Here is a 21,919-nt window from a genome sequence, read left to right on the forward strand (position 1 = left end):
AAAGGGGCGTAGTGCGGCAGAACGGCCAGGAGGGTGATGCGGTGGCGCGCGCACCCGAACCTGAGCGTGCTGGACGCGATCGGCTGGGCACCAAGATCGCACAGATGCGCCGTACCCGCTCCGGGACGCCGTGGCGGCTGCGGAACTGGTCGCTGCGCACCAAGCTGGTTGCGGTCCTGCTCATCCCAACGCTGACCGCGCTGGTGCTGATGGGCGTGCACTTCGACAGCAAGCTGCGCGCGGCGAACAGCCTCACCGAGCTGTCGGCGCGGGTGACGGCAGATCGGGCCATGTCCAACGTGGTGCACGCGCTGCAGCGGGAACGAGATCTCACCGTGCGCTACGTGGCCAACGGGCGCAGGTCCGCCGAGGCCGACGAGATCGCCGAGCAGCGGCGCCGGGTGAACATCCGGGTCGGCACCTTCAGCCGCGTCTACGCCTCGGTCAAATCGAAGATGGACGACGCGGCCGTGCAGGACCTGGACCGGATCCGCCAGGAGCTCAACGGCCTGTCCCGGCTGCGTTACGGTGCCGAGCACGACAAGTACCCGGCGAGCAAGGTGCTGGCCGGCTACAGCGCGTTGATCGCGGAGATGCTGGCCACCCGCGGGCGCACGGTGACCGCGGTGAGCGAACCGGAGCTGGTGCGGCTGCAGCTGGCCGCCACCGCGGTGAGCCGGATCAAGGAACAGCTGTCGATCACCCGCGGCCTGGTCGACGAGGCGCTGGCGGTCGGCAAGCTGTCCGTGGACGCCCGGCGCGAGCTGGCCGGGGCGAACTCCGACCTGGAGGCATGGCGCAGCGAGTTCGAGACGTTCGCCACCGAAGAGCACAAGCGCATGTATGCCGACAAAGTGACGGGCATGCTGGTCGACCAGCGCAACGAGCTGCTGGACACGGTGGTGGCGCGCAGCGAGAACGGCCGCTCGCTGCAGGGCATCGACCGCTCCCAGTGGGACACCGCGGCGACCTACACGTCGAACCTGGTCTTCGAGGTGGAGCAGGCGCTGCAGGCCGAGATGCAGGAACGCACCGACGCGCTGGCCGACGAGGCTCGCACCTCCGCGCTCCGGGACGGCGGCATCGTGCTCGTGTTGCTCGGCTTCGCCGCACTGCTGGCCGTGGTCATCGGGCGTTCACTGCTCCGCCCGCTGCGCACCCTGCGCAGCACCGCGCTGGAGGTGGCCGAGTTCCGGCTGCCTGCGGCGGTGCACGGGTTGCTGGCCAGCCCGCGCGGCCCGCGCAAGACCGACGTCGCGCCGGTGCCGGTGGACAGCACGGAAGAGGTCGGACAGGTGGCGCGGGCGTTCGACGCGGTGCACGCCGAAGCCGTACGGCTGGCCGCCGAGCAGGCCGAGCTCCGGCAGAACGTCAACGCCATGTTCCTCAACCTGGCCCGCCGCGGGCAGGAGCTGGCCGAGCGGCAGCTGGACGTGCTGGACGGCATGGAAGCCGACGAGCAGGACCCGGACCGGCTGGAGAAGCTGTTCGAGCTGGATCACCTGGCCACCAGGTCGCGCCGGGTGGCGGAGAACCTGCTGGTGCTCACCGGCAACGACTTCGCCAGGATGCTGCCGGGCGCGATCCCCGCGTCCGAGGTGATGGCCGCCTCGCTGTCGGAGATCGAGCACTACCAACGCGTCCAGCTGTCCACCATCCCGGAGATCGCGGTGCGCGGCGACGTGGTCGGCGACGTGGTGCACGTGATCTCCGAGTTGCTGGAGAACGCCACCAACGAGTCCGGAGATGAACCGGTGTCGGTGGTCAGCTCGATCACCCGGGACGGCGCCTGGATGGTGGAGATCACCGACCGCGGCGAGGGCATGTCCGACGAGGAGCTCGAGCGGGCCAACGCCCGGCTGGCCAACCCGCCGGAGATCGACGTGGAGGCGTCCCGTCGGATGGGGCTGTACGTGGTGGCCCGCCTCGCTCGCCGCAACGGGCTGGAAGTGCGGTTGCGGCACGCGCCGACCGGCGGCCTGACCGCCGTGGTGGTGGTGCCTGCGCGGTTGATCAGCGAGGTGCCGCCCAGCGGCACCCGGCGCCGCGACGAGGACGATCCGAACCGACCGCTGGACTGGCTGGAGACGGCGTCGCGCAGGCAGGCCGTGCGGGAGGCGCACACCGCGCAGATGCGGGACTCGTCCCGTGCGGTGCGGGACACCTCCGGACCGGTGCGGGATGCGTCTGCGCCGCCGCGGGTCGCGCCGATCGAACAGCGGCCCAGCCCGAAGCTGGTGCAGGACAGCCCGCTGGAGGAGGACGGCCCCACCGAACGCATGCCCGCGTACCGGGACCTGCTCACCAAGTGGTTCGAGCAGGTGCAATCCGGGCTGCGCGAACGGGCACGTGACGCGGACGACGGGGACGACTCCGTGGACGAGAATCAGCTGGGCGTGCTCGCCGAGCCGGACCTGGCCACCCCGGGCAAGCAGGCAGAACGCCGTGGCGAACCCACCCGGCCGCCATCGCCGGAACCGCCGACCAAGCCCGGGTACCATCCGGTGCGGCTGCCCTCCGGCGGTGAGGTCACCGAGCAGGACGACGCCGGCTCGGACGCGGGGACCCGTCGGCAGGACATCGACGATCGGCTGGCCGGGCGACCGTCTGGCGGGCCGGAACTGGACGCGCGCACGGTCCGCATGACGCGGCGGCAACACGCGGCAATCGAAGTGAGCGCGCAGCTCGCGGAACAGCGAGCGGCGGCGGGGCGAACCCACGCCGAGTCCGACCGCGTCTCTCATGACGGGCGGGACAACGGGCCGAACGGCGCCGGGCACACCCACCACGGTGACCGTTCGCAGCAGTCGGCCGGGGACCAGGCGGCCGACGGTGCGCTCCGGGCGGGCGGCGACCCCGATCGGACGACGTCCGCGACGGTGCGTAATCGGCCGATCTCCCGTGCTCCGGACGCGGTACGCGTCCGCATGAAAAGTCTGGCCGAAGGTCGCCGAAGGGCTCGACAGGCCGGGCGCGACGAATACCCTGAGTCGGGACGTTCAGCGACCGCCGGATCCCCGCGGCACCAGTGGCCGGCGAACGGCGCAGGAACGGGAGGCGAGAAGGAGGGTCAGTGACCGCGTCCGCTGGGCAGGCCGCGGCCGGGTACGGCTGGCTGGTTTCGGATTTCGTCCAGCGGGTCGCAGGAGTCGCTCATGCGGTCATCGTCGCGCCGGACGGGCGCTTGCGCGCCGGGTCCCCGCGACTGCGGCCGGAGCGGGCCGAGCAGCTGTGCTCGATCGCGGCACGGCTGATGCGGCTGACGGAGGAGGCCGCCACGTCGTTCAAGGGCGGGGCGGTCGCGCAGACGGTAGTGGAGATGGAGCTCGGGTACCTGTTGCTCACGTCGATCGGCGACGGCTCGGCGCTCGTGGCGCTGGCGTCACCCAACTGCGACCTGGGTGACGTGGCCTACGAGATGGCCACGCTGGTGGACCTGATCAACGAGCGGCTCGGCTCCGGGCAGACGTGGTGAGGAGCGTGACGCGGATGGACGGACCGACCAGGTATCCGGTTGCCGGTGCCGCCGGGGCCCCTGCCCAGCGGCATGTGTCGCTGGCCAGGCCGTACGCCCGCACCGGTGGCAGGACCAGGCCTGGCCAGGATCTGTCCCTGGAAGCGCTGGTCACCACGAGCGAGCAGGGCCGCAGGTACGAGGGTGCGCGGACCGAGGAGCACCGCAGGATCTGCGATTTCTGCACCTCCGCGCGCACCCTGGCGGACATCGTGGCCGAGCTGCAGCTGCCGCTCGGCGTGGTCAAGGTGATCGTGGCCGACATGGCCGCCGAAGGGCTGGTACTGGTGCATCAGCCCGGCCTGGCGTTCGGTGACCGCTCCTCCCGCGAGTTCATGCAGCGGCTGCTCACCAGCTTGCACGCGCTGTAGGGCGGGCTTCCGGGAGCCGAACCCGGACACCGGCGTGCGGGACCAGCTTGCACGCGCTGTGGGGCGGGCCGTCGCCGGCAATGCGCAGCCGTGCGCGAATTCGTTGCCGCCGGGCCGGCGATGCAGTGCTCCTTTCCTGGTACGAGTGTCAGTCCACGTATGCGGCTGACGTGATGCGGTGCAACGGATACCGGTCGTTGTCCGCGCCGTCGAGGATTCCGGCGCTGACCCGCACCGGGGTGACCACCCGCTGGGCAGCGGTTCCGTTGGCATCGACGTAACCGATCCACACCTGCCTGCCGGAGCGGACCGCCTCGGTGAGCAGCTGAACGGTCGCCGACGTGTCCCCGGTACCGCCCGCGTTGCGAACTCCCTCGCTGCGCCGCGCCGCGGCGGCAGCGTCCCCGGCACGCATGCGCGCCACCACCTCGGCGGCTTGTTCCTCGGACAGCGGGCGCGCCGCCGGGGCCCGCCTGCCGGGGTTGCGCGGCGGTGCCACCCGGCGACCACGCGGGGCCAGGTCGACGACCTGGCCGTCCACGCCTTCCGCCGCCGGGGAGAAGCCCGCGGCGCGCAGCCCGTCCAGCACTTCGGCCAGCGGCAGCGGGCTGACCAGCACCGTGGGGGCGATCCGGCGCAGCTGCAGGTCCTCGGCGGCCGGATGCGACACCACTTCGGCGATCAGCACCTCGTCGTCGCTGCGCAGGAACGAGGACGCCGCCCCACCGCGAAGCCTGCCGTGGCGGCGGGCGACGTCGTCGATCAAGTACGTCAGCGACTGTGGCACCGGAGTCCGCGAGCGCTTCCGGAAGAACTCGTGCAGCTCGCCCGCGGTGCGGCCGCTGTCCAGGGCGCGGCGCACGGACTGCTCGCTGATCCGGTACACCGTGGCGTGCCCGGCCGATTCGATGTCGGCGATCGCGGCCATCTCGTCGGCCAACGCCGGTTCGAGCGGGCCGGGCGCCACCACGGTGAGGTCGGCTTGCACCAGCACGTGGTCGACCGGCTCGGGAAGCGCTTGCGTCATGGCCACGGTGGCCCGCCGCCGGACGTCCTCGAGTGATTCGCCCTGCTCCGGCTCGGCCAGCAGTGCGCGCGTGGCCGAGGACACCGCGCCGAGCGCGGTCACGCCGAGGGCCGCGGCTTCCGCCAGGATCCAGCGGGCCGCGTCGTCGCGAAGCCTGCCGCCGCGCCGAGGATTCCGCCACGCCAGCAGGGCGATCAGCTCGGCGTCGTCCACGATCCCGGTTCCTGGCGGCAGGTCGGCCAGCGCCCGCAGCACCCTGCGCCGCACCGACGGCGCGGTCGGCCGGTGCAGCCGGTCGGACAGCGGTGCGGGAGCATCGCCCCGCCGCGCCGGGTTCGCGCCGTCGGACGTGGCGTCCGGCCGGTCGTGCGCCAGGCCCGGCATCCGGGGCATGTCCAGCCATGCGGCGGCCAGGGTGGTCCACCGCGCGGCCGGTCCGACCGCCAGCCAGCTGTCGGCCAGCGTCGTGGGCACGAACTCCGGGGTGGTCGAGCCGCTGTCGGCCACCAGGCCCGCGGCGAGCAGCACCTCCACCAGCAGCACCGCGCGCGGCTCGTCGACCTCCAGCTCGCGGCACACCCGGCGCACCTCGCGCACGCCGAGCCCGCCCGCCTTGAGCACCGGTGGCGGATTCTGCGACCACGACGCCAGCAGCGCGCCGACCTGGCGGCACAACTCCATCGCCTCGCCCGCGGCGGTGCGGTCGACCGACTCCTGGCCGAACGACCGGGTGCGGACTTCGGGTTCGCGCAGCGTCTCCTCGGTGAAGGCACGTCCGCCACGCAAGTACAAGCCGATCTCGCGCGGCAACTCGACCGTCTGCGTGTCGCGGCGGATCAGCAGACCGCGGGCGAGCAGGCGCTGCACCGGTGTGCGGGCGGAGTCCAGGTCGACGTCCACGGCGGCGTCGCGGGTGCGGCCGATGGGCGGGCCGGACGCCAGCTTGTCCAGCACCTTCCGCTCGTCGTCGGGCAGCCCGGTGAGCAATTCCGCCACGTCCTGGCCGGCCAGGGCAGGCAGGCTGCGCCCCAGCCCGGCGGGGAACGGCCCGAGGGCCTCGCGGACGGCCGGAAGCGTGCTGACCCCTTCGTCGGCCGACCAGCACAGGGCCAGCCGTTCCAGCGCGGCCAGATCGTCGGCCGCGTCGACGCCGAGCAGGTCGTCCACCGCGGTCTTGGCAACCGGCTCGGTGTCCGCGCCCAACAGCAGCAACGCCTCCGCGACGGCCAGCTGGCGCGCGTTGAGCTGCTCGCACGCCCTGGCCACCGATCCGGCGGTGGCGGCCCGCCTGGCCAGCACCTCGGTGTCGGCGGGCGGCGGGGTCGCCAGGTCGCGCCGAGCCATGAGCAGCGCGGCGAGCTGCTCGTCGGAGGCGGAACGCAAGACGTCGGCAAGCATCATGGCCACAATACGGAAGACGCCGTGCGACGCGTCACGACCAGGTGACCGGCCGGTATGCGCAGGCCGGGCGGTGGAAACGCACCCGCATGCCTTAGGCTGTCGAACGCCGGTGAGATGTCGGTGTGGACAGCGGAGGATGACGTGGCTGGCGGCAAGAAGCTGAAGAAGGAGCGCATCGATCCGTCCTGGCCCCAGGTGCCCGACGGCGGGATCCCGGTGAGCGAGCTGGCCGCGGACCGGCAGGGGTCGCTGTCGCCGTTCGGCGAGGTCAGCTTCCCGCAGGAGCGGGTGCCGTACGAGCATCCGGAGACCGAGATCAACAAGACTCCGTGATCCGCTCCGGCCGCCCTCGCGACTGACGACGTTCGACGATTTCGACTGCGGAGTGTTCCATGGCTGTCCCTGGCCCCGGTTACTCGATCACGGTCCGGGCGGAAGCCCCTGCGAAGGCAAGCACGGCGGGTGACCTGACCACGACGGTCGGCCAGGTAGGCGGCGTGATCACCGCGTTCGACATCGTCGAGTCGCATGCCGACTCGATCGTCGTCGACATCACGGCGAACGTGCGGGACGCCGAGCACGCCAACGGCGTCACCGACGCGCTGGACCAGCTCGAGGGCGTGCGGGTCCGCAAGGTCTCCGACCGCACGTTCCTCATTCACCTGGGCGGCAAGATCGAGGTCACCTCGAAGGTCGCGTTGAAGAACCGCGACGACCTCTCCCGCGCCTACACGCCGGGCGTGGCCAGGGTGTGCACCGCGATCGCCAAGAACCCGGAAGACGCCCGGCGGCTGACCATCAAGCGCAACACCGTCGCGGTGGTGACCGACGGCTCCGCGGTGCTCGGCCTGGGCAACATCGGCCCGGCCGCGGCGCTGCCGGTGATGGAGGGCAAGGCCGCGCTGTTCAAGAAGTTCGCCGGGGTGGACGCCTGGCCGGTCGTGCTGGACACCCAGGACACCGAGGAGATCATCCGCACCTGCGAGATCCTGGCGCCGCAGTACGCGGGCATCAACCTGGAGGACATCAGCGCCCCGCGGTGCTTCGAGATCGAGGCCCGGCTGCGGGAGAAGCTGGACATCCCGGTGTTCCACGACGACCAGCACGGCACCGCGATCGTGGTGCTGGCGGCGTTGCGGAACGCACTGCGCGTGGTGGGCAAGCGGCTGGAGGACGTCACCATCGTCGTGTGTGGCGTCGGCGCCGCGGGCTCGGCGATCATCCGGCTGCTGCAGCTGAACAACCCCGGCAACATCGTGGCGGTCGGCCGGGACGGCATCGTCACCGAGCAGACCAACGACAAGTCGGAGAACATGCTCCGCATCGCCCGCACCACCAACAAGAACGGGCTCACCGGAACGCTGCACGACGCCCTGGTGGGCGCCGACGTGTTCATCGGGGTCTCCGCGCCGAACCTGCTCGGCGCCGAGCACGTCGCCACCATGGCCAAGGACCCGATCGTGTTCGCGCTGGCCAACCCGGACCCGGAGATCGACCCGATCGAGGCGCAGAAGCACGCCGCCGTGGTGGCCACCGGCCGCAGCGACTACCCGAACCAGATCAACAACGTGCTGGCGTTCCCCGGGGTGTTCCGCGGTCTGCTGGACGCGCACGCCAAGAACATCACCGACGAGATGCTGATCGCGGCGGCCAACGCGATCGCGGACGTGGTGGACGGCGACCGGCTCAACCCGTCGTTCATCGTGCCCAGCGTGTTCGACTCCGCCGTGGCGCCCGCGGTCGCCGAAGCGGTGAGCGCGGTGGCGCGTGGCGAGAAGCGCGACTGATCCGGCACGTCGCACGCCGGTGCCTGCCGCCGCAACCGGTCGTCGGCGGTCACGGCCCCGGTGCCGCACGATCTGGTGGCAGCCGGTCCGGGTGACCGGCAGTAGCCTGCATATGTGAGCGAGTTGAGTCACCTCGACGCGTCCGGCGCGGCCCGCATGGTCGACGTCTCCGAGAAGGCCGCGACCACCCGCACGGCAGTGGCGACCGGTGTGGTGCGGACGACGCCCGAGGTCATCGGGCTGATCAGCGAAGGCGGGCTGCCCAAGGGGGACGCCCTGGCGACCGCGCGGGTGGCAGGCATCATGGCCGCGAAACGCACCCCGGAGCTGATCCCGTTGTGCCACCCGTTGGCCATCTCCGGCGTCAAGGTCGACTTCGAGCTGGCCGAGTCGGAGGTGCGGATCACCGCCACCGTGCGCACGACGGATCGCACCGGGGTGGAGATGGAGGCGTTGACCGCGGTCGCGGTGGCCGGTTTGACGGTGCACGACATGATCAAGGCCGTCGATCCCGCCGCCACCCTCGACGCGGTGCGGCTGGAACGCAAAGAAGGCGGAAAACGGGGGGTATGGACCCGTGACTGACCAGCAAGCTCGGCACGCCAGGAACGGTCAGCGGCGGACCGCGCGGGTGGTGGTGGCGTCGAACCGCGCCGCCGCCGGGATCTACCCGGATCGCACCGGGCCGATCATCGCGCAGTGGCTGGCCGCCCGCGGCTTCGCCGTGGAGGGCCCGGTGGTCGTTCCGGACGGGGACCCGGTCGGTGCCACGCTGCAGGACGCCGCCGAAAAGGGACTGGACCTGGTGATCACGACCGGTGGGACCGGGATCTCGCCGACGGACCGCACGCCGGAAGTCACCGCCGAGGTCGTCGACTACCACGTGCCCGGGTTGGCCGATGCCATCCGCCGCGCAGGCCTGCCCCATGTGCCGACCGCGGTGCTGTCCCGGGGAACGGTGGGGGTCGCCGGGCGGACGCTGATCGTGAACCTGCCCGGGTCACGCGGCGGCGTGATGGACGGCCTCGGGGTTCTCGAGGGGGTTCTCGACCACGCGCTCTCGCAGATCGCGGGCGGAGACCACGAACGAGCGGGCGAGCAGGACGCCTCGGCCGCCGCTGCAGTGAAGGAGCAGGCCATGTCCAGCAAGACCGCCGCCGGTACCGGTGGCGAATCCGGCGAGCGGGCCGTTCGGGTCGTGCTTGCCGAGATCACCGAGGAGAAGCTGGACGTCGCGGAGCACGAACGGCTGGTCGCCGACGAAGCGGCTGGTGCCGTGGTGTCGTTCGCGGGTGTGGTGCGCAATCACGACGGTGGCCGGTCGGTGGCCGCCCTGCACTACGAGGGGCACCCCACCGCGAAGGACGTCTTGCGGTCGGTGGTCTCCGAGGTGGCCGAGCGGCATCCGCAGATGCGGGCCGTGGCGATCAGCCACCGGATCGGCGACCTCGGCATCGGGGACGTGGCGCTGGCCTGCGCGGTGTCGGCGCCGCATCGGCGGGAGGCTTTCGCCGCGTGCGCGGACCTGGTCGACACGGCGAAGGCGCGACTGCCGATCTGGAAGCACCAGCGCTTCACCGACGGCACCGACGAGTGGGTCAACTCGCCGTGACAGTGGCAGCTCCGGTGGCCTCCGCGGCAGTTGTCCACAGGCCTGGGGACAACTGAACCGTCGACGTGGGGGCGGTGACCGGTTCTCCGGCCGCCGTGTTCCGGTTTCCGGGCCGGCTCGCGGCGTCCCACTGTCAGCTGCGGCCTGCTGGCCGAGTGTTCGTGGCCGGGGATGGTCCGTGTGAGCCGGCGCGCTTCGGATGGCCGCGATCTGGCCATGGGTGCTCGGCGCCTGGCTGCGGTTTGCCTGCTGTGAGGGCGTGGCCCCGGCCTGGTCGCCCTATCACGGCTCGGGCATCCAGCAGACGCGCAGCGGCCGCATCTTCGGGCTGACCAGGGTCGTGGCAGGGCAGGTGCGATGGCTTGGTGCTGCTGTGTTTGTGCGTCGTGGCCTGCTGTGCCGTATGAAGGGTTCGTCGTGTGCTTTCGGGGCGCTGTCGCGGTGGCTTGTTGCCGCTTGGCGTCCCGCCGTCAGCTGCGGCCTGTTCGCCGGGTCAAGGAAGGGTTCGCCGGGGCCTGGCGGTTTGCGTCCACTGCGGTGCACCCGCAGCGGTGCGCCGCCGCCAGGCCCCGGCCTTCACACCCGATCGCGGAAGGTAGGGGGTCGGCCCGCCAGGCGGTCAGCGGGCCGACGAACCGGCTGTGGGGGAACCAGCCGGGGATGGGGGAGCGCGGTGGGGCCCGCCGCGCGTGCACCGCACGCGCCGCAGGCCCCGTCGCATCGCATCGCCGGTCGGACGACCGGCCGGATCACCGGTCAGCTCACCGGGCCACCGAGCAGATCACTTGGTGGCGATCTTCTGGCCGACCAGGATCAGGTCAGGGTCGCTGATGTATTCCTTGTTCAGCTGGTGCAGCTTCTTCCAGCCGCCCTTGATGTTCTTCTCGGCCGCGATCTCGGACAGCGTGTCGCCCTTGCGGACCGTGTAGTCGCCGTTCGGGTTGGACTTGGTCACCCTGGCGCGCACCGGGGCGGCCTTCGGGGCGGGCTGAGCAGGCTTGGCCTGCTGCTGCTTCTGCTCCTGGGCGCCACCACCCTCGGTGTTGGTGCCCTGGTAGCTCTGGCCGCTGCCACCGGCGTTGTACCAGCCGGTCTTCGCCGAGCACGCGGGCCATGCGCCGGGACCCTGCGCGGCAAGGACCTTCTCGGCGATGCGGATCTGCTCGGCCCGCGACGCCTGGTGCGGCATGCCCTGGCCACCGTAGGCCTGCCAGGTGCTCGGCGAGAACTGCAGACCGCCGTAGTAGCCGTTGCCGGTGTTGATCGACCAGTCCCCGCTGCTCTCGCACTGCGCGAGCATGTCCCAGTTCGGGTTGTACCCGGCAGCGTTGGCCGGAGCGGCGGCGATCGCCAGCGGGGCGCCCATGGCCATGCCGGTGGCGGCAACGCGGGCGATGTTGCGGCGAATGGTGGACGGCTTTCGGTGCTTGCCTCGATAAGACATGGGGACGTACTCGTACCTCCGCGCCACCGCACTGCGCAGGGGTCGTCCTGCGCGCGTCCCTGTCCCGGAGTTCCTTCGGATCGGGGGATGGGTTGCGGGGTCCCACCGGACAGGGCATGGCGAGCGGAACCCCGTGCTGTGGCCGGTTCGGGGCCGACCGAGCATCGACGGTACGTAATCGCGTTCGATAACGGAAATGAAACGATGTGTGATCTACCTCACAGTAACGCGAGCTTTTCGCCTGAGATTGCGACCTTTTCGCAGGTCAGAGGCTTGTTATCGACCCGTGTCCAAGCCGAGATCAATTACCCAGGGTGAGGTTTGGCTCACGTGTACTGTGACCGCTACTACGTTCGTGGCAGGGCTCGTCGCCGCTTCGGCGGGCCGGTCCGGCCGGGTCCTGCGGCGCGGCTCAGCCGCCCGCGAAGGGTGGCAGCACGTCCACCTGTTCGCCGTCCGCCAGGGCCCGCTTGCGGTCGGTGGTGGCCACCCCGTTGATCAGGAAGCTGGCCATGGACAGCACCCGTGCGAGCTTGCCGGGATGGTCGGCGGCCAGCCGTGCGACGAGATCGTCCAGGGTGGCGCCGTCCGGCATGGCCACCGCCTCCGAGTCGGCGCCCGCCGCGGCGCGGGCCGATGCGTAGTAGTTGACCTGGACCTTGAGCATCTCACCCACCAATCGCACTCATCGGACGCAGCGGCTGGGCGAATCCCGCGGAGTTGATCTCGTGACCGGGGCCCTTGGCCCACATGGTGGCCCGCCAGGCGTTGGCGACGTCCTCGTCGGAGCCCCCGCTGCGCAGGATCGTCCGCAGGTCGGTCTCGTCCGTGCTGAACAGGCACGACCGCAGTGAACCGTCCGCGGTCAGCCGGGTGCGGTTGCACGCCTGGCAGAACGGCTTGGTCACCGAGGCGATGACGCCGACCTCGCCGGGGCCGCCGTCGACCAGCCAGCGTTCCGCGGGTGCCGACCCGCGCTCCGCCGGGCTGGGCTCGAGCGTGAACTCGGTGCGGAGGATGGCCAGGATCTCGTCGGCGGTGATCATTTCCGCGCGGTTCCACTGGTGCTGGGCGTCCAGCGGCATCTGCTCGATGAACCGCAGGTGGTAGCCGTGCTCCAGGCAGAACCGCAGCAACGAGCAGGCTTGGTGGTCGTTCACCCCGCGCAGCAGGACGGCGTTGACCTTCACCGGGCGCAGCCCGGCTTCCTGGGCGGCGCGCAGCCCTTCCAGTACGTGGTGCAGCCGGTCGCGCCGGGTGATCTCGACGAACGTCTGCCGGTCGATCGTGTCCAGCGAGACGTTGATTCGGTCGAGACCGGCTGCGGCCAGCCGGGCGGCCCGCTTGGCCAGGCCGATGCCGTTGGTGGTCATGGCCACCCGGGGGCGCGGGCGCAGCGCCGTGATCTCGGCGACGAGGTCTTCCAGTCCGCGCCGCAGCAGTGGCTCACCGCCGGTCAGGCGGATGTCGGTGATGCCCAGGTCGCGCACCGCGATGCGGAGCACGCGCAGCAGTTCCTCGTCGGTCAGGATGTCCGCACTGGGAAGCCAGTCCAGCCCTTCCGCGGGCATGCAGTACTGGCAGCGCAAATTGCATCGATCGGTGAGGGAAACGCGCAGATCGGTAGCGACGCGGCCGTACTTGTCGATCAACCCCGGGGTGTCCGGGCGGCCGGCCATGTCGGCTCCTCCGTAGTCGCGCATCACGCGAGGGAGTCCAAGGTTGATCGCCGTCACACCACCCAGGGTAGCCGTGGGGGCAACCGTTGCGCGCCCACCAATTCCGCGGTTCAGCGCGTGAATTTGCACATGCGGAGCCACGAGCTGGATTCTGACGTACGTGCGGATCTAGACTTCAAATCGTGCCGCTGTATCGGATTTCGGAAGCCGCTCAGCTCCTCGGCGTCAGCGACGACACGGTGCGCCGCTGGGTCAAGGCGGGCGAGCTGACCGCGAGCACGGACGCCGCGGGGCGTGCGGTGGTCGACGGCGCGGAGCTGGCGGCCAAAGCGCGGGCGTACGCGGCCGAGGTGGCCGACCCGTCCGCGGTGAACCGGTCGGCGCGCAATCGTTTCGTCGGCCTGGTGACCGACGTGGTGTCCGACACCGTGATGGCACAGGTCGAGTTGCAGTGCGGTCCGCATCGGGTGGTGTCGCTGATGAGCTCGGAAGCGGTGCGGGAACTCGGGCTCCGCCCCGGTTCGCTGGCGGTCGCGGTCGTCAAAGCCACCACCGTCGTGGTGGAGACCCCGCAGCGGAGGCAGGCATGAGGCTGACGAGGGTGGTCGCAGCGGCTGCCATCGCCCTGTTGCTGGCGGGGTGCGCGACGGCGGAGGCGACGCGCACGGTCACGGTGTTCGCGGCCGCTTCGCTGACCGAGACTTTCGAGCAGCTCGCGGAGAAGTTCGAAGCCCGCCGCGAGGGCGTGGACGTGCGGCTCAGCTTCGGCGGATCGTCCCGGCTGGCGGAGCAGCTGGCCGAAGGGGCACCGGCGGACGTGTTCGCCGCGGCCGACGACAAGGCGATGGCGAAGGCGGTGCAGGCAGGGGTGATCGACGGCGAACCGCAACGGTTCGCGCGGAACCGGATGACCATCGCCGTGGCCCCGGGCAACCCCAAGAAGATCGACGGCTTGACCGGCCTTCGGGGCGACGTGGTGCTGGTGACCTGCGCTCCCGAAGTGCCATGCGGCCGGGCGGCGCAGGCGTTGGCGGCGAACGCCAACGTGCGTCTGCAACCCGCGAGTGAAGAACCCGACGTGAAATCCGTGCTCGGCAAGGTCGCGGCCGGGGAGGCCGATGCGGGCCTGGTCTACGTCACCGACGTGCGGGCGGCCGCTGGCAAGGTCGACGCGGTGCCGATCACCGGCGCTGATGCCGTGGCCAATGCGTACCCGATCGCCACGACCCGGGAAGCCGCGGAGCCGGATCTGGCCAGGCAGTTCGTCGAATTCGTGCTCAGTGACGAAGGACAGCGGGTGTTGCGTGACGCGGGATTCGACGCTCCGTAGCGGGCTTCGGTCGCCGCGGCTGCTGTGGATTCCTGCGGCGGCTGGCCTGGCGCTGATCGTGCTGCCCGTGGCCGGGCTGTTGTTCCGGGTCGACTTCGCCCGGCTGCCGGAGTTGCTGACCTCGCAGGCTTCGCTTGACGCGCTGGAGCTGTCGCTGGTCACCGCGGGACTGTCGACCCTGCTGTGCGTGCTGCTCGGCGTACCGCTTGCTGTCGTGCTGGCCCGGGTTCGTCGAGGTGGCCGTGTGCTGCGCGCTGTGGTGGTGCTGCCGTTGGTCATGCCGCCCGTGGTGGGCGGGCTCGCGTTGTTGTACCTGCTCGGCCGCAACGGCTTCGCCGGATACCTGCTGGACGTGGTTGCCGGGGTGCGGGTCCCGTTCACGACCGCTGCGGTGGTGCTGGCGCAGACGTTCGTGGCCATGCCGTTTCTGGTGATCAGCCTGGACGGTGCGATTCGCGCCGGGGGAGACGAGTACGAGCGGGTGGCCGCGACACTCGGCGCGGGGCCGTGGGTGGTGTTCACCCGGGTGACGCTGCCGTTGCTGCTGCCGCCGTTGGCGTCCGGTGTGGTGCTCAGCTTCGCCCGCGCTCTCGGCGAGTTCGGCGCCACGATCACGTTCGCCGGCAGCCTGCAGGCGGTGACACGAACGCTTCCGCTGGAGGTCTACGCGCAGGCCGAGGCGGACGTGGAAAGCGCGGTGGCGTTGTCCTTGCTGTTGATCGTGGTGGCGATCGCGGTGATCGTGGCCGCGGGCCCGCGCATGACCGCGCGTGTGACCGAGGGGGCCCGGCCATGACGCTGCGGGCCGTCGTGCGGGCGGCGCGCGGACAGTTCCGGCTGTCGGTGGAGTTGTCCGCGGAGCGTGGGCACGTGGTCGCCGTGCTGGGGCACAACGGTGCAGGCAAATCGACACTGCTGGACTGCCTTGCCGGGCTGCTGCGGTCCGACGAGACGTCCGTCCGGCTCGACGGCCGCGAACTCGGTTCGCTGCCGCCGCATCGACGGCGGGTCGGCCTCCTGCGGCAGCGCCCGTTGCTGTTTCCCCACTTGACCGTGCGGGACAACGTGGCCTTCGGCCCACGGGCGGCGGGGGCGAGCCGACGCCAGGCGCGGGCCATCGCAGGCAGGTGGCTGGCCGCCGTCGGCGCCGAGGAGTATGCGGATCGGCGGCCGGACCAGCTGTCCGGCGGCCAGGCCCAGCGGGTGGCGCTGGCCCGCGCGCTGGCGACCGAGCCCGAGCTGCTGTTGCTCGACGAGCCACTGGCCGCGTTGGACGCCGATGCCGCCCCGGCGATGCGTGCCCTGCTGCGCACGGTGTTGCGTTCGGCATCGAAACGGGTGACGGTCCTGGTGACGCACGACCCGCTCGATGCGCTCGCGCTGGCAGACACCGCGCTGGTGCTGGCCGATGGCCGGGTGGTGGAGCGTGGACCGACGCAGCGCGTCCTGTCCGCGCCGCGTACTCCATACGCTGCGCGTTTGGCCGGGCTCAACCTGGTGGCCGGCGAAGCCGTCGAAGGTGGACTGCGCACGCCGGACGGCGACCTGCTCAGCGGATTGCACGCCGAAGGGCTCGAGCCGCATACGCCCGCCGTCGCGGTGTTCGCGCCGTCGGCGGTGTCGGTGTACCCGCGCGGCAAGTCGGTGCCGGGCAGTCCCCGCAACACCGCGGAAGCGGTCGTCGCTGCGGTGGAGCCGCACGGGCCGGTGATCCGGGTACGCACCCGCGCCAGTGGCGGCTGGGCCGGTGGGCTGACGGCCGATCTGACCCCCGCAGCCGTCGCCGATCTGGCCTTGGACCCCGGCAAACCCGTCACGGTCGTGGTGAAAGCCACCGCGGTCGATGTGCACCCGGCATCGTCCCTTTCGGCCGCCCGGTCCGCCTGAACTGACCGGCTCGACGGCCTGAGCTGCCACAACGCCCCGCACGGGCCTACAGTTGAAACGACTATGAGTGACAGGCAGCGGCCCACGTACGTCGTCGGCGACGTACACGGCCACCGGGACCAGCTCGCCGACGCGCTGCGCGCCGCCGGCCTGCTCGACGACGACGACCGGTGGGCAGGCGGGAACGCGCGCGTGTGGTTTCTCGGCGACTTCGTCGACCGTGGCCCGGACGGCATCGGCGTCATCGACCTGGTGATGAGCCTGGCCGACCAGGCGGGCGAAGCCGGTGGTGCGGTCGACTCGGTGCTCGGCAACCACGAGATCCTGATGCTCGGCATGTACACGTTCGGCGACACCGCGGTGCCGTCGGACTTCGGCATCCGCAGCTTCGCGCGCAGCTGGCTGCTCAACGGCGGGCGAATCCGGGACATCCAGGGACTGACCGACCGGCACCTGGAGTGGCTGACCAGCAGGCCGGTGATCGCGCACGCGGCCGATCACCTGCTGATGCACTCCGACACCACGGCCTACCTGGAGTGGGGCGACGACGCGAACTCGATCAACAAAGCGGTGCGCGACATCCTGGCCGGGGACGACCTGGTCGAGTGGTGGGACGTGTGGAGCCGCATGACCACCCGCTACGCCTTCCGCGGGCCGGACGGGCCGGAGGTGGCCGGCCTGCTGCTGGAGCGGCTGGGCGGGCAGCGCATCGTGCACGGGCACAGCGTGATCGCCGACCAGATGGGCGTCGCCCCGGAGGACGTGACCGGGCCGCTGCTGTATGCGGGCGGCAAGGTGCTGGGCATCGACGGTGGCGTGTTCGTCGGCGGGCCGATGCTCGTCGTGTCTTTGCCGTACCAAGAGCCGGGCGGGGACGCGGAACCGCGCGACGCCGAATGACCTGCCCGCGCGTCCCACGACCGGGACGCATTCGCACCGTGGCGGTGGACTGCGCCCGCCGGGAGGCAGGCCTTAGAGTGAGCCCTTGATCCGACGGCAGGTGAGGAGCTTCGAGGGAGGAACCAATCATGGGCGGCTCCCGCGGCGTGTTCCGGTGGAGCGGTCGTCGCCGGACGCCTGCCGTGACCCAGGTGCCCGCGGCATCAGCCGAGAGCGACGAGAGCGAGAGCCGCGTGGCGGTGGATCGGAACGCGCACGACAGCGCGGCCACCGCGAAGGTGGCGGAGCCCGCCTGGCCGGACGAGGGGCCCGACGAAGAAGGCCCGGCCCAGCAGGTCGTCGGGGAGCCGGTGATCGCCGGCGAGTCGCCGGACGCCGAGAACCCAGCAGATGCCGATCCCCTGCAGACGGAAGCGCAGGTCACGGGCGTCGGCGAGCAGAACGCCGTTGACGAAGCCGACGCTGCGTCGGATGCGGAAGCGGTGGCTGACGACGGTCGGGGAACCGAACACACGGTCGCGCATCCCTCCGAGTCCGACCAAGACACTGCGCGCGGTGATGCCGAGTCGAAGCGCGCGGCCAGCGTGGACGCCGAGCAGTCAGGCTACGCGCGCGAAGAAGGTGCGGCCCCGGCGGAATCCGACGCTTCGGACGGAGCAGAAGAGGCCGAGCCGGCTGAGGTCGTCATGGCGCAGGAGGCAGCGGGGCAGTCGGAGGGTGCGAAGCCCGCCGAGGCCGCACACGGCGCAGCAGGCCCGACGCCGCAGCAGCCGGACACCGGGCCGACGCCGGTGCGTGAGGAGACGGACGACTTAGGGGAGGTCGCCTGGGTCCGCCCCTACGTCTGGACCGGGGGCAAGACCACCTCCCCGCCCACGTTCGCCATGGAAACCCTGGTGAGCGCGAAAGCCGCCGGCCCCGCCGCGGCGGTCAAGGACGAGCACCGGCGTGTCCTCGAGCTCTGCGCGCAGCCTCGCTCGGTCAGCGAGGTGGCTGCGATGCTGTCGGTGCCGCTTGGCGTGGCCAAGACCCTGCTCGCCTCGATGGTCGAGGAGAACCTGATCACCGTGCATCCGGCAGGTTCCGGTGCGGAAGGACCGGACCTGGAGCTGATGCAACGGGTGCTGCGCGGCCTGCGCGACCTCTAGCCGTCGCCGCACGGCCGGAGCAGGCCGAAGCGCGTGCGGCCGGTGCTTTCCGGCTGGTCAGCCGCGGGCGCGCGCTTCCCGCAGCAGCGCCACCAGGCCGAGGGCGAACCCGATCGTGGTCAGCCCGATCGCCGCGACGTTGAGCCACCACGGCAGCTCGGTCTGGCCCGCGGCGTACAACCCGAGGATCACCAGCACCCCGAGGATCCCGGCGGCGAAACAAGCCACCGCGGCCTGGACCATCCGGTGCGGTCGACGGTGCGAAGCGGTCACGAGGACAAAGGGTACGGATGCTTGTGTCGCGCACCGCAGGCGCATGAGAAACCTTCGCGCCGGGCCTTCTAAACTCGCTACGCTGTACTTGACGCGCGTCGGGAGGGCGACCCCCCGGGGCGCGTTCGTCGTGCGAGCAGGCTTGCGCGCGTACGCGCGTACTCGAGGAGTTCGTGCGCGCGCTCGAGCAGAAAAGGAACGGTGAGTTCGGTGCCGACCGGCAGGGTCAAGTGGTACGACGCGGAGAAGGGCTTCGGGTTCGTCTCCCAGGACGGGGGCGAGGACGTGTACGTCCGGAAATCGGCGTTGCCGCGTGGCGTTGAGACGCTCAAGGCCGGACAGCGCCTGGAGTTCGGGATCGCCGACGGACGTCGCGGTCCGCAGGCCCTCTCGGTGCGGCTGATCGACCCGCTGCCGTCGGTCGCCGAGGCTCGCCGCCGCCCCGCCGAAGAGCTGCACGGCGTGATCGAGGACATGATCAAGCTGCTGGAGGCCAGGGTGCAGCCCGGGCTGCGGCGTGGCCGGTATCCGGAACGCCGCCACGCCAAGCGGATCGCCGAAGTGCTGCGGGCGGTTGCGGACGATCTCGATCCGTAGTCGTGGTGTCCGCGCACCCCACGCGGTGGGGTGCCGGGAAGGCTCCGGATTCCTGCCGCACCTGTCCGGACCCGCGCCCCACGCGGTGGGGTGCCGGGAAGGCGAACGGCGTGGCCGGGCGGAAGATCCAGTCCGCGCCCCACGGGTGCCGGGTGCCTGACGGTCAGCGGCCGCGCAGCTGCACGGACCACACGCCCCTGGCGACGATCACGCCGCTGTCGTCGAACGCGGCCCCGGCTTGCTGGATCTCCACCGTGAGCAGCCGCTGGCCAGGCGCGGGCCGCGCGGTGTAGGCGTAGGCCTCACCTGGGCTGAAGAACTCGTGCTGTACCGGCTGGGGACGGCCTTGCGCGTCCACCGACTGCACGTACACGAGCCAAGGAGATTCGGCGACCTCGGGCGGCACGGAGATCTGCATCGGCCGGTCGGGACGCACCGTCATGAGCCCTGCGGCCTGCGGGTTGGCCTCGCATTCGGTCACCCGTACGTCGCAGTACTGCACCGGTGCGAGCTGCATGGTCTTCCCGTCGGCGTACACCGTCAGCTCCGGAGGGCCGGACGCCGAGCAACCGGCGACGGTCGACGCGAGGGCAGCGAGCAACACGGCGGGCAAACGTCGCGGCATGCGCCGAAGCCTACTGGGGCGTCCATTTGGTGGTGCGCGGCCGCCGCTTGGTTCCGTCCGAACCGGACGGGCCACCGGTGGCGGGCGCCGCGCCTGCGGGCTCCGCTGAGCCGGAAGACGGCGCCGATCCCGCGGGCGTTCCGGACGTCGCTGCGGCAGCCCTGCGGCGACTGAAGATCTCCCGGCTCGGCAGCAACGACTTGCCGCGCCGCACCAGGATCGTCTGTACCAGGCCGAGCACCAGCAGGACGGAGATCACCAGGAAGCCGAGCCAGTAGGTGGGCGGCAGCAGCAGGCCGATCGCGCCGCCGAAGCACCAGGCCATCTGCAGCACGGTCTCCGACCGGCCGAACGCCGACGCGCGGGATTCCTCCGGCAGGTCGTGCTGGATGACCGCGTCCAGGCTGATCTTGGCCAGCGCGCTGCAGGTCGCGCCGATCAAGGCCACCAGCGCGGCCGTGGCGATCCCCGGCAGCAGCGCGGCCAGCACGGTGGCGGCGAGCGTGGTGGCGACCGCGACCGTGGTGACCTGGTCGGTGCCGCCCAGGTGCAGCCGGGAGCCGATGGCGTTGCCCACGAAGCCACCCGCGCCTGCGGCGGCACCGAGCACGCCGAGCAGCAGCAGCTGGACGAACGGGCTCTGGTCGTGCTGCTCCGCGGACGCCTTGACCGCGAACGCGGCGAACAGCATCAGGAATCCGGTCAGCAACCGGATCGTGCCGTTGCCCCACAGCGCCACCAGCACGCCGACGGTGATCGGCTGCTTGCCCGCAGGCTTGCGCCGGATGGCCTGCGAGTTCAGCGTCGCGGGCACCTCGCCCTCGGTGACCTCCACCCAGGACGGGATGCGCATCGCCTGCACGGTTCCGGCGACACAGATCGCCGCGGCGACCCAGGCCGCGCCCGGCGAGCCGGCGATCCAGCTGAACAGCGACGCGATGGCACCGCCGACGGCACCGGCGCCGAGCCCGAACACGGTCAACCGGGCGTTGGTCTTCGACAGGGTGATCTCCGGCGGCACCACCCGCGGGGTGACCGCCGACTTGAGCACCATGTACGACTTCGACAGCACCATCTTGCCCAGCGCCGCGGGATACAGCGCCCAGTTGTCGAAGTTCAGCGCGATGACCATGCACATCACGGCGGACGCGGCCGACGCGACGGCCATGGCCAGCCGCCTGCCGCGTTGGATCTTGTCCAGCGCAGGCCCGATCAGCGGCGCGATGACCGCGAACGGCGCGATGGTGATCAGCAGGTAGAGCGCGACCTTCCACTTCGACTCGGCGGTCGCGGCGGAGAAGAACAGCGTGTTGGCCAGCGCGACGGCCAAGGCCGCGTCGCTGGCGTAGTTGAGCATCAGCGACCAGCTCAGCGACGTCAGGCCGGACTCGTGGGCACCGTCGGCCCGGTGCACCCGCTGGAACAGCCGCACCGCGCGCTCGGACAGCTCCCGGCCGCGCATGGCCGCCACCCTGGTGACCGTGAGCTTCTTCGGCCACGGCCGCCCGTCCGGACCGACGGGACCGTCACCGGGCGGGACCTGGCCGCCGCCGGGAGGCACGTGCCCGCCGCCCGGCGGTTGGCCACCGTGCCCGCCGGCGTGGCCAGGCGGCTCGTGCCCCGGCCCCTCGTAGTGCGCGCGGCCCCGCTGGTCGTAGCCGCCGGGATGCGGGTAGCCATGCTCGTCGCGGCCCCGATACCCGCCGCGCTCCGGGTAGGGCCGCCCTGCGGGCCCGTCGTAGAACCGCTGCCTCCGCTCGTCGTAGGGCCGCTCACCGGGCGGCGGGGCCTGGCGCTCGTAGCCGCGGGACCGGTGACCCGGAGGCCGGAGGTAGCCGTCCGTTCCGTAGCGCTCCCAGCCGGGCGCGCCCGGCTCGGCCTGCTCACGCGGCTGCCTGCGCTGCTCCCGCTCCAGTTCGACGGTGTAGGCCTGGTCGGCGGTGATCCGGTGCGGAGGATCCTCCACCGGCGGCCTGGCAGCGGGCGGCTCGGCGAATCGCTTGGTCGGCGGGGGCGTGACGGCGCCCCGCGAGCGGCGCGTCGGCTCGGGATCCGGGACCCACTTGCGGGCGGGCTTGTTGCGGCCGCGACGGGACCGGCCCCCGAACACCGAGGGGCCCTTCCTGTCGTCGGAACCGGAACCGATCACTCTTCTCATCCTGCCTCATCGGCTCGTGTCGTGCGCGCAACACCGCTGCAAGATGAGGTGAAACTCGGGGAGGTCCCGGACCCGGTGTATGCGGTGCGCCCGGGCCACCACTTCGGTGAGACGACCGAGGAGTTCCCGGACCCGGTGCATGCGGTGCGCCCACGCGCTGCGGACC

Annotated in this window: 21 protein-coding genes; 14 read left to right on the plus strand and 7 right to left on the minus strand. The window is 71.5% G+C overall.

What is annotated here, in order from left to right:
• The first annotated feature begins 104 nt into the window (after positions 1 to 104).
• Genes YWY_RS22660 through YWY_RS0117500 form a run of 3 tightly spaced genes read left to right on the plus strand, consistent with a single transcriptional unit; the run spans position 105 to position 3,885 of the window.
• Positions 105 to 3,077, plus strand: a complete 2,973-nt coding sequence (locus YWY_RS22660; protein ID WP_156899340.1) for a sensor histidine kinase — start codon at positions 105 to 107, stop codon at positions 3,075 to 3,077.
• Positions 3,074 to 3,475: a roadblock/LC7 domain-containing protein gene (locus YWY_RS0117495; RefSeq protein ID WP_028848671.1), complete on the plus strand. Its 402-nt coding sequence runs from the start codon at positions 3,074 to 3,076 to the stop codon at positions 3,473 to 3,475. Before YWY_RS22660 ends, YWY_RS0117495 begins: the two co-directional genes overlap by 4 nt.
• Before the next feature lie 14 nt (positions 3,476 to 3,489).
• The gene (locus YWY_RS0117500; RefSeq protein WP_084609340.1) at positions 3,490 to 3,885 is read left to right on the plus strand and encodes a DUF742 domain-containing protein; all 396 of its coding nucleotides are present in this window, start codon (positions 3,490 to 3,492) and stop codon (positions 3,883 to 3,885) included.
• Between the two features lie 148 nt (positions 3,886 to 4,033).
• Here the strand turns inward: YWY_RS0117500 and YWY_RS0117505 are convergent, their stop codons facing one another.
• Positions 4,034 to 6,322: a helicase-associated domain-containing protein gene (locus YWY_RS0117505; protein WP_028848673.1), complete on the minus strand. Its 2,289-nt coding sequence runs from the start codon at positions 6,320 to 6,322 to the stop codon at positions 4,034 to 4,036.
• Positions 6,323 to 6,427: 105 nt separating this feature from the next.
• On the opposite strand from YWY_RS0117505, the gene YWY_RS0117510 reads away from it, so the two are divergent.
• From YWY_RS0117510 to YWY_RS0117525, 4 genes are all read left to right on the plus strand, one after another.
• Positions 6,428 to 6,646, plus strand: coding sequence for a hypothetical protein (locus YWY_RS0117510; protein ID WP_211227676.1), 219 nt, complete (start codon positions 6,428 to 6,430; stop codon positions 6,644 to 6,646).
• A 59-nt stretch (positions 6,647 to 6,705) separates the two neighbouring features.
• On the plus strand, positions 6,706 to 8,100 hold the full coding sequence (locus YWY_RS0117515; protein WP_028848674.1) for an NAD-dependent malic enzyme: 1,395 nt from the start codon (positions 6,706 to 6,708) through the stop codon (positions 8,098 to 8,100).
• Positions 8,101 to 8,214: 114 nt separating this feature from the next.
• On the plus strand, positions 8,215 to 8,685 hold the full coding sequence (moaC, locus tag YWY_RS0117520) for a cyclic pyranopterin monophosphate synthase MoaC (protein WP_028848675.1): 471 nt from the start codon (positions 8,215 to 8,217) through the stop codon (positions 8,683 to 8,685).
• Entirely contained in the window at positions 8,678 to 9,712 is a 1,035-nt protein-coding gene (locus YWY_RS0117525) for a molybdenum cofactor biosynthesis protein MoaE (protein WP_051310388.1), read from the plus strand. Before moaC ends, YWY_RS0117525 begins: the two co-directional genes overlap by 8 nt.
• 781 nt (positions 9,713 to 10,493) lie before the next feature.
• Here the strand turns inward: YWY_RS0117525 and YWY_RS0117530 are convergent.
• The 3 genes from YWY_RS0117530 to moaA all read right to left on the minus strand — a co-directional run bounded on the left by YWY_RS0117530 (position 10,494) and on the right by moaA (position 12,835).
• Complete coding sequence (locus YWY_RS0117530; RefSeq protein ID WP_028848677.1) at positions 10,494 to 11,156, minus strand: LysM peptidoglycan-binding domain-containing protein; 663 nt, start codon at positions 11,154 to 11,156, stop codon at positions 10,494 to 10,496.
• A 412-nt stretch (positions 11,157 to 11,568) separates the two neighbouring features.
• A complete protein-coding gene (locus YWY_RS0117535) occupies positions 11,569 to 11,823 on the minus strand; it encodes a MoaD/ThiS family protein (protein WP_028848678.1) in 255 nt (84 codons plus the stop codon).
• A gap of 1 nt (position 11,824) precedes the next feature.
• Positions 11,825 to 12,835 (minus strand): GTP 3',8-cyclase MoaA, encoded by a 1,011-nt coding sequence (gene moaA / locus YWY_RS0117540; protein WP_156899342.1) that lies wholly within the window; start codon positions 12,833 to 12,835, stop codon positions 11,825 to 11,827.
• Between the two features lie 182 nt (positions 12,836 to 13,017).
• Between moaA and YWY_RS0117545 the strand changes: the two genes are divergently transcribed.
• The 6 genes from YWY_RS0117545 (at position 13,018) to YWY_RS23415 (ending at position 18,100) form a co-directional block, all read left to right on the plus strand.
• On the plus strand, positions 13,018 to 13,425 hold the full coding sequence (locus YWY_RS0117545) for a TOBE domain-containing protein (RefSeq protein WP_028848680.1): 408 nt from the start codon (positions 13,018 to 13,020) through the stop codon (positions 13,423 to 13,425).
• Positions 13,422 to 14,165, plus strand: a complete 744-nt coding sequence (gene modA / locus YWY_RS0117550) for a molybdate ABC transporter substrate-binding protein (protein ID WP_038045502.1) — start codon at positions 13,422 to 13,424, stop codon at positions 14,163 to 14,165. Before YWY_RS0117545 ends, modA begins: the two co-directional genes overlap by 4 nt.
• The gene (locus tag YWY_RS0117555; protein ID WP_051310389.1) at positions 14,140 to 14,961 is read left to right on the plus strand and encodes an ABC transporter permease; all 822 of its coding nucleotides are present in this window, start codon (positions 14,140 to 14,142) and stop codon (positions 14,959 to 14,961) included. Before modA ends, YWY_RS0117555 begins: the two co-directional genes overlap by 26 nt.
• Positions 14,958 to 16,052, plus strand: a complete 1,095-nt coding sequence (locus tag YWY_RS0117560; protein ID WP_028848683.1) for a sulfate/molybdate ABC transporter ATP-binding protein — start codon at positions 14,958 to 14,960, stop codon at positions 16,050 to 16,052. Before YWY_RS0117555 ends, YWY_RS0117560 begins: the two co-directional genes overlap by 4 nt.
• Before the next feature lie 63 nt (positions 16,053 to 16,115).
• Positions 16,116 to 16,952 (plus strand): metallophosphoesterase, encoded by an 837-nt coding sequence (locus YWY_RS22665; protein ID WP_038045504.1) that lies wholly within the window; start codon positions 16,116 to 16,118, stop codon positions 16,950 to 16,952.
• Between the two features lie 233 nt (positions 16,953 to 17,185).
• Positions 17,186 to 18,100 (plus strand): DUF742 domain-containing protein, encoded by a 915-nt coding sequence (locus tag YWY_RS23415; RefSeq protein WP_156899344.1) that lies wholly within the window; start codon positions 17,186 to 17,188, stop codon positions 18,098 to 18,100.
• Between the two features lie 57 nt (positions 18,101 to 18,157).
• Here the strand turns inward: YWY_RS23415 and YWY_RS0117575 are convergent, their stop codons facing one another.
• Entirely contained in the window at positions 18,158 to 18,373 is a 216-nt protein-coding gene (locus YWY_RS0117575) for a hypothetical protein (protein WP_028848684.1), read from the minus strand.
• A 210-nt stretch (positions 18,374 to 18,583) separates the two neighbouring features.
• Here YWY_RS0117575 and YWY_RS0117580 point away from each other — a divergent pair, with 210 nt between their 5' ends.
• The gene (locus YWY_RS0117580) at positions 18,584 to 18,970 is read left to right on the plus strand and encodes a cold-shock protein (protein WP_028848685.1); all 387 of its coding nucleotides are present in this window, start codon (positions 18,584 to 18,586) and stop codon (positions 18,968 to 18,970) included.
• A gap of 163 nt (positions 18,971 to 19,133) precedes the next feature.
• Here the strand turns inward: YWY_RS0117580 and YWY_RS0117585 are convergent, their stop codons facing one another.
• Positions 19,134 to 19,595, minus strand: a complete 462-nt coding sequence (locus tag YWY_RS0117585; protein WP_028848686.1) for a DUF2771 family protein — start codon at positions 19,593 to 19,595, stop codon at positions 19,134 to 19,136.
• A gap of 10 nt (positions 19,596 to 19,605) precedes the next feature.
• Positions 19,606 to 21,753, minus strand: a complete 2,148-nt coding sequence (locus YWY_RS22675; protein WP_084609343.1) for an MFS transporter — start codon at positions 21,751 to 21,753, stop codon at positions 19,606 to 19,608.
• Positions 21,754 to 21,919 lie beyond the last annotated feature (166 nt).

It is taken from the genome of Thermocrispum agreste DSM 44070 (genome assembly GCF_000427905.1).
GTDB classification, from domain to species: domain Bacteria; phylum Actinomycetota; class Actinomycetes; order Mycobacteriales; family Pseudonocardiaceae; genus Thermocrispum; species Thermocrispum agreste.

Coding starts and splice junctions, on each gene's coding strand:
- YWY_RS0117585 (WP_028848686.1), bottom strand. CDS start 19,595: ATGCCGCGACGTTTGCCCGCCGTGTTGCTCGCTGCCCTCGCGTCGACC.
- moaA (WP_156899342.1), bottom strand. CDS start 12,835: ATGGCCGGCCGCCCGGACACCCCGGGGTTGATCGACAAGTACGGCCGC.
- YWY_RS0117560 (WP_028848683.1), top strand. CDS start 14,958: ATGACGCTGCGGGCCGTCGTGCGGGCGGCGCGCGGACAGTTCCGGCTG.
- YWY_RS0117500 (WP_084609340.1), top strand. CDS start 3,490: ATGGACGGACCGACCAGGTATCCGGTTGCCGGTGCCGCCGGGGCCCCT.
- YWY_RS22660 (WP_156899340.1), top strand. CDS start 105: ATGCGCCGTACCCGCTCCGGGACGCCGTGGCGGCTGCGGAACTGGTCG.
- YWY_RS22675 (WP_084609343.1), bottom strand. CDS start 21,753: ATGAGAAGAGTGATCGGTTCCGGTTCCGACGACAGGAAGGGCCCCTCG.
- YWY_RS0117530 (WP_028848677.1), bottom strand. CDS start 11,156: ATGTCTTATCGAGGCAAGCACCGAAAGCCGTCCACCATTCGCCGCAAC.
- YWY_RS0117515 (WP_028848674.1), top strand. CDS start 6,706: ATGGCTGTCCCTGGCCCCGGTTACTCGATCACGGTCCGGGCGGAAGCC.
- YWY_RS0117535 (WP_028848678.1), bottom strand. CDS start 11,823: ATGCTCAAGGTCCAGGTCAACTACTACGCATCGGCCCGCGCCGCGGCG.
- YWY_RS22665 (WP_038045504.1), top strand. CDS start 16,116: ATGAGTGACAGGCAGCGGCCCACGTACGTCGTCGGCGACGTACACGGC.
- YWY_RS0117510 (WP_211227676.1), top strand. CDS start 6,428: ATGTCGGTGTGGACAGCGGAGGATGACGTGGCTGGCGGCAAGAAGCTG.
- modA (WP_038045502.1), top strand. CDS start 13,422: ATGAGGCTGACGAGGGTGGTCGCAGCGGCTGCCATCGCCCTGTTGCTG.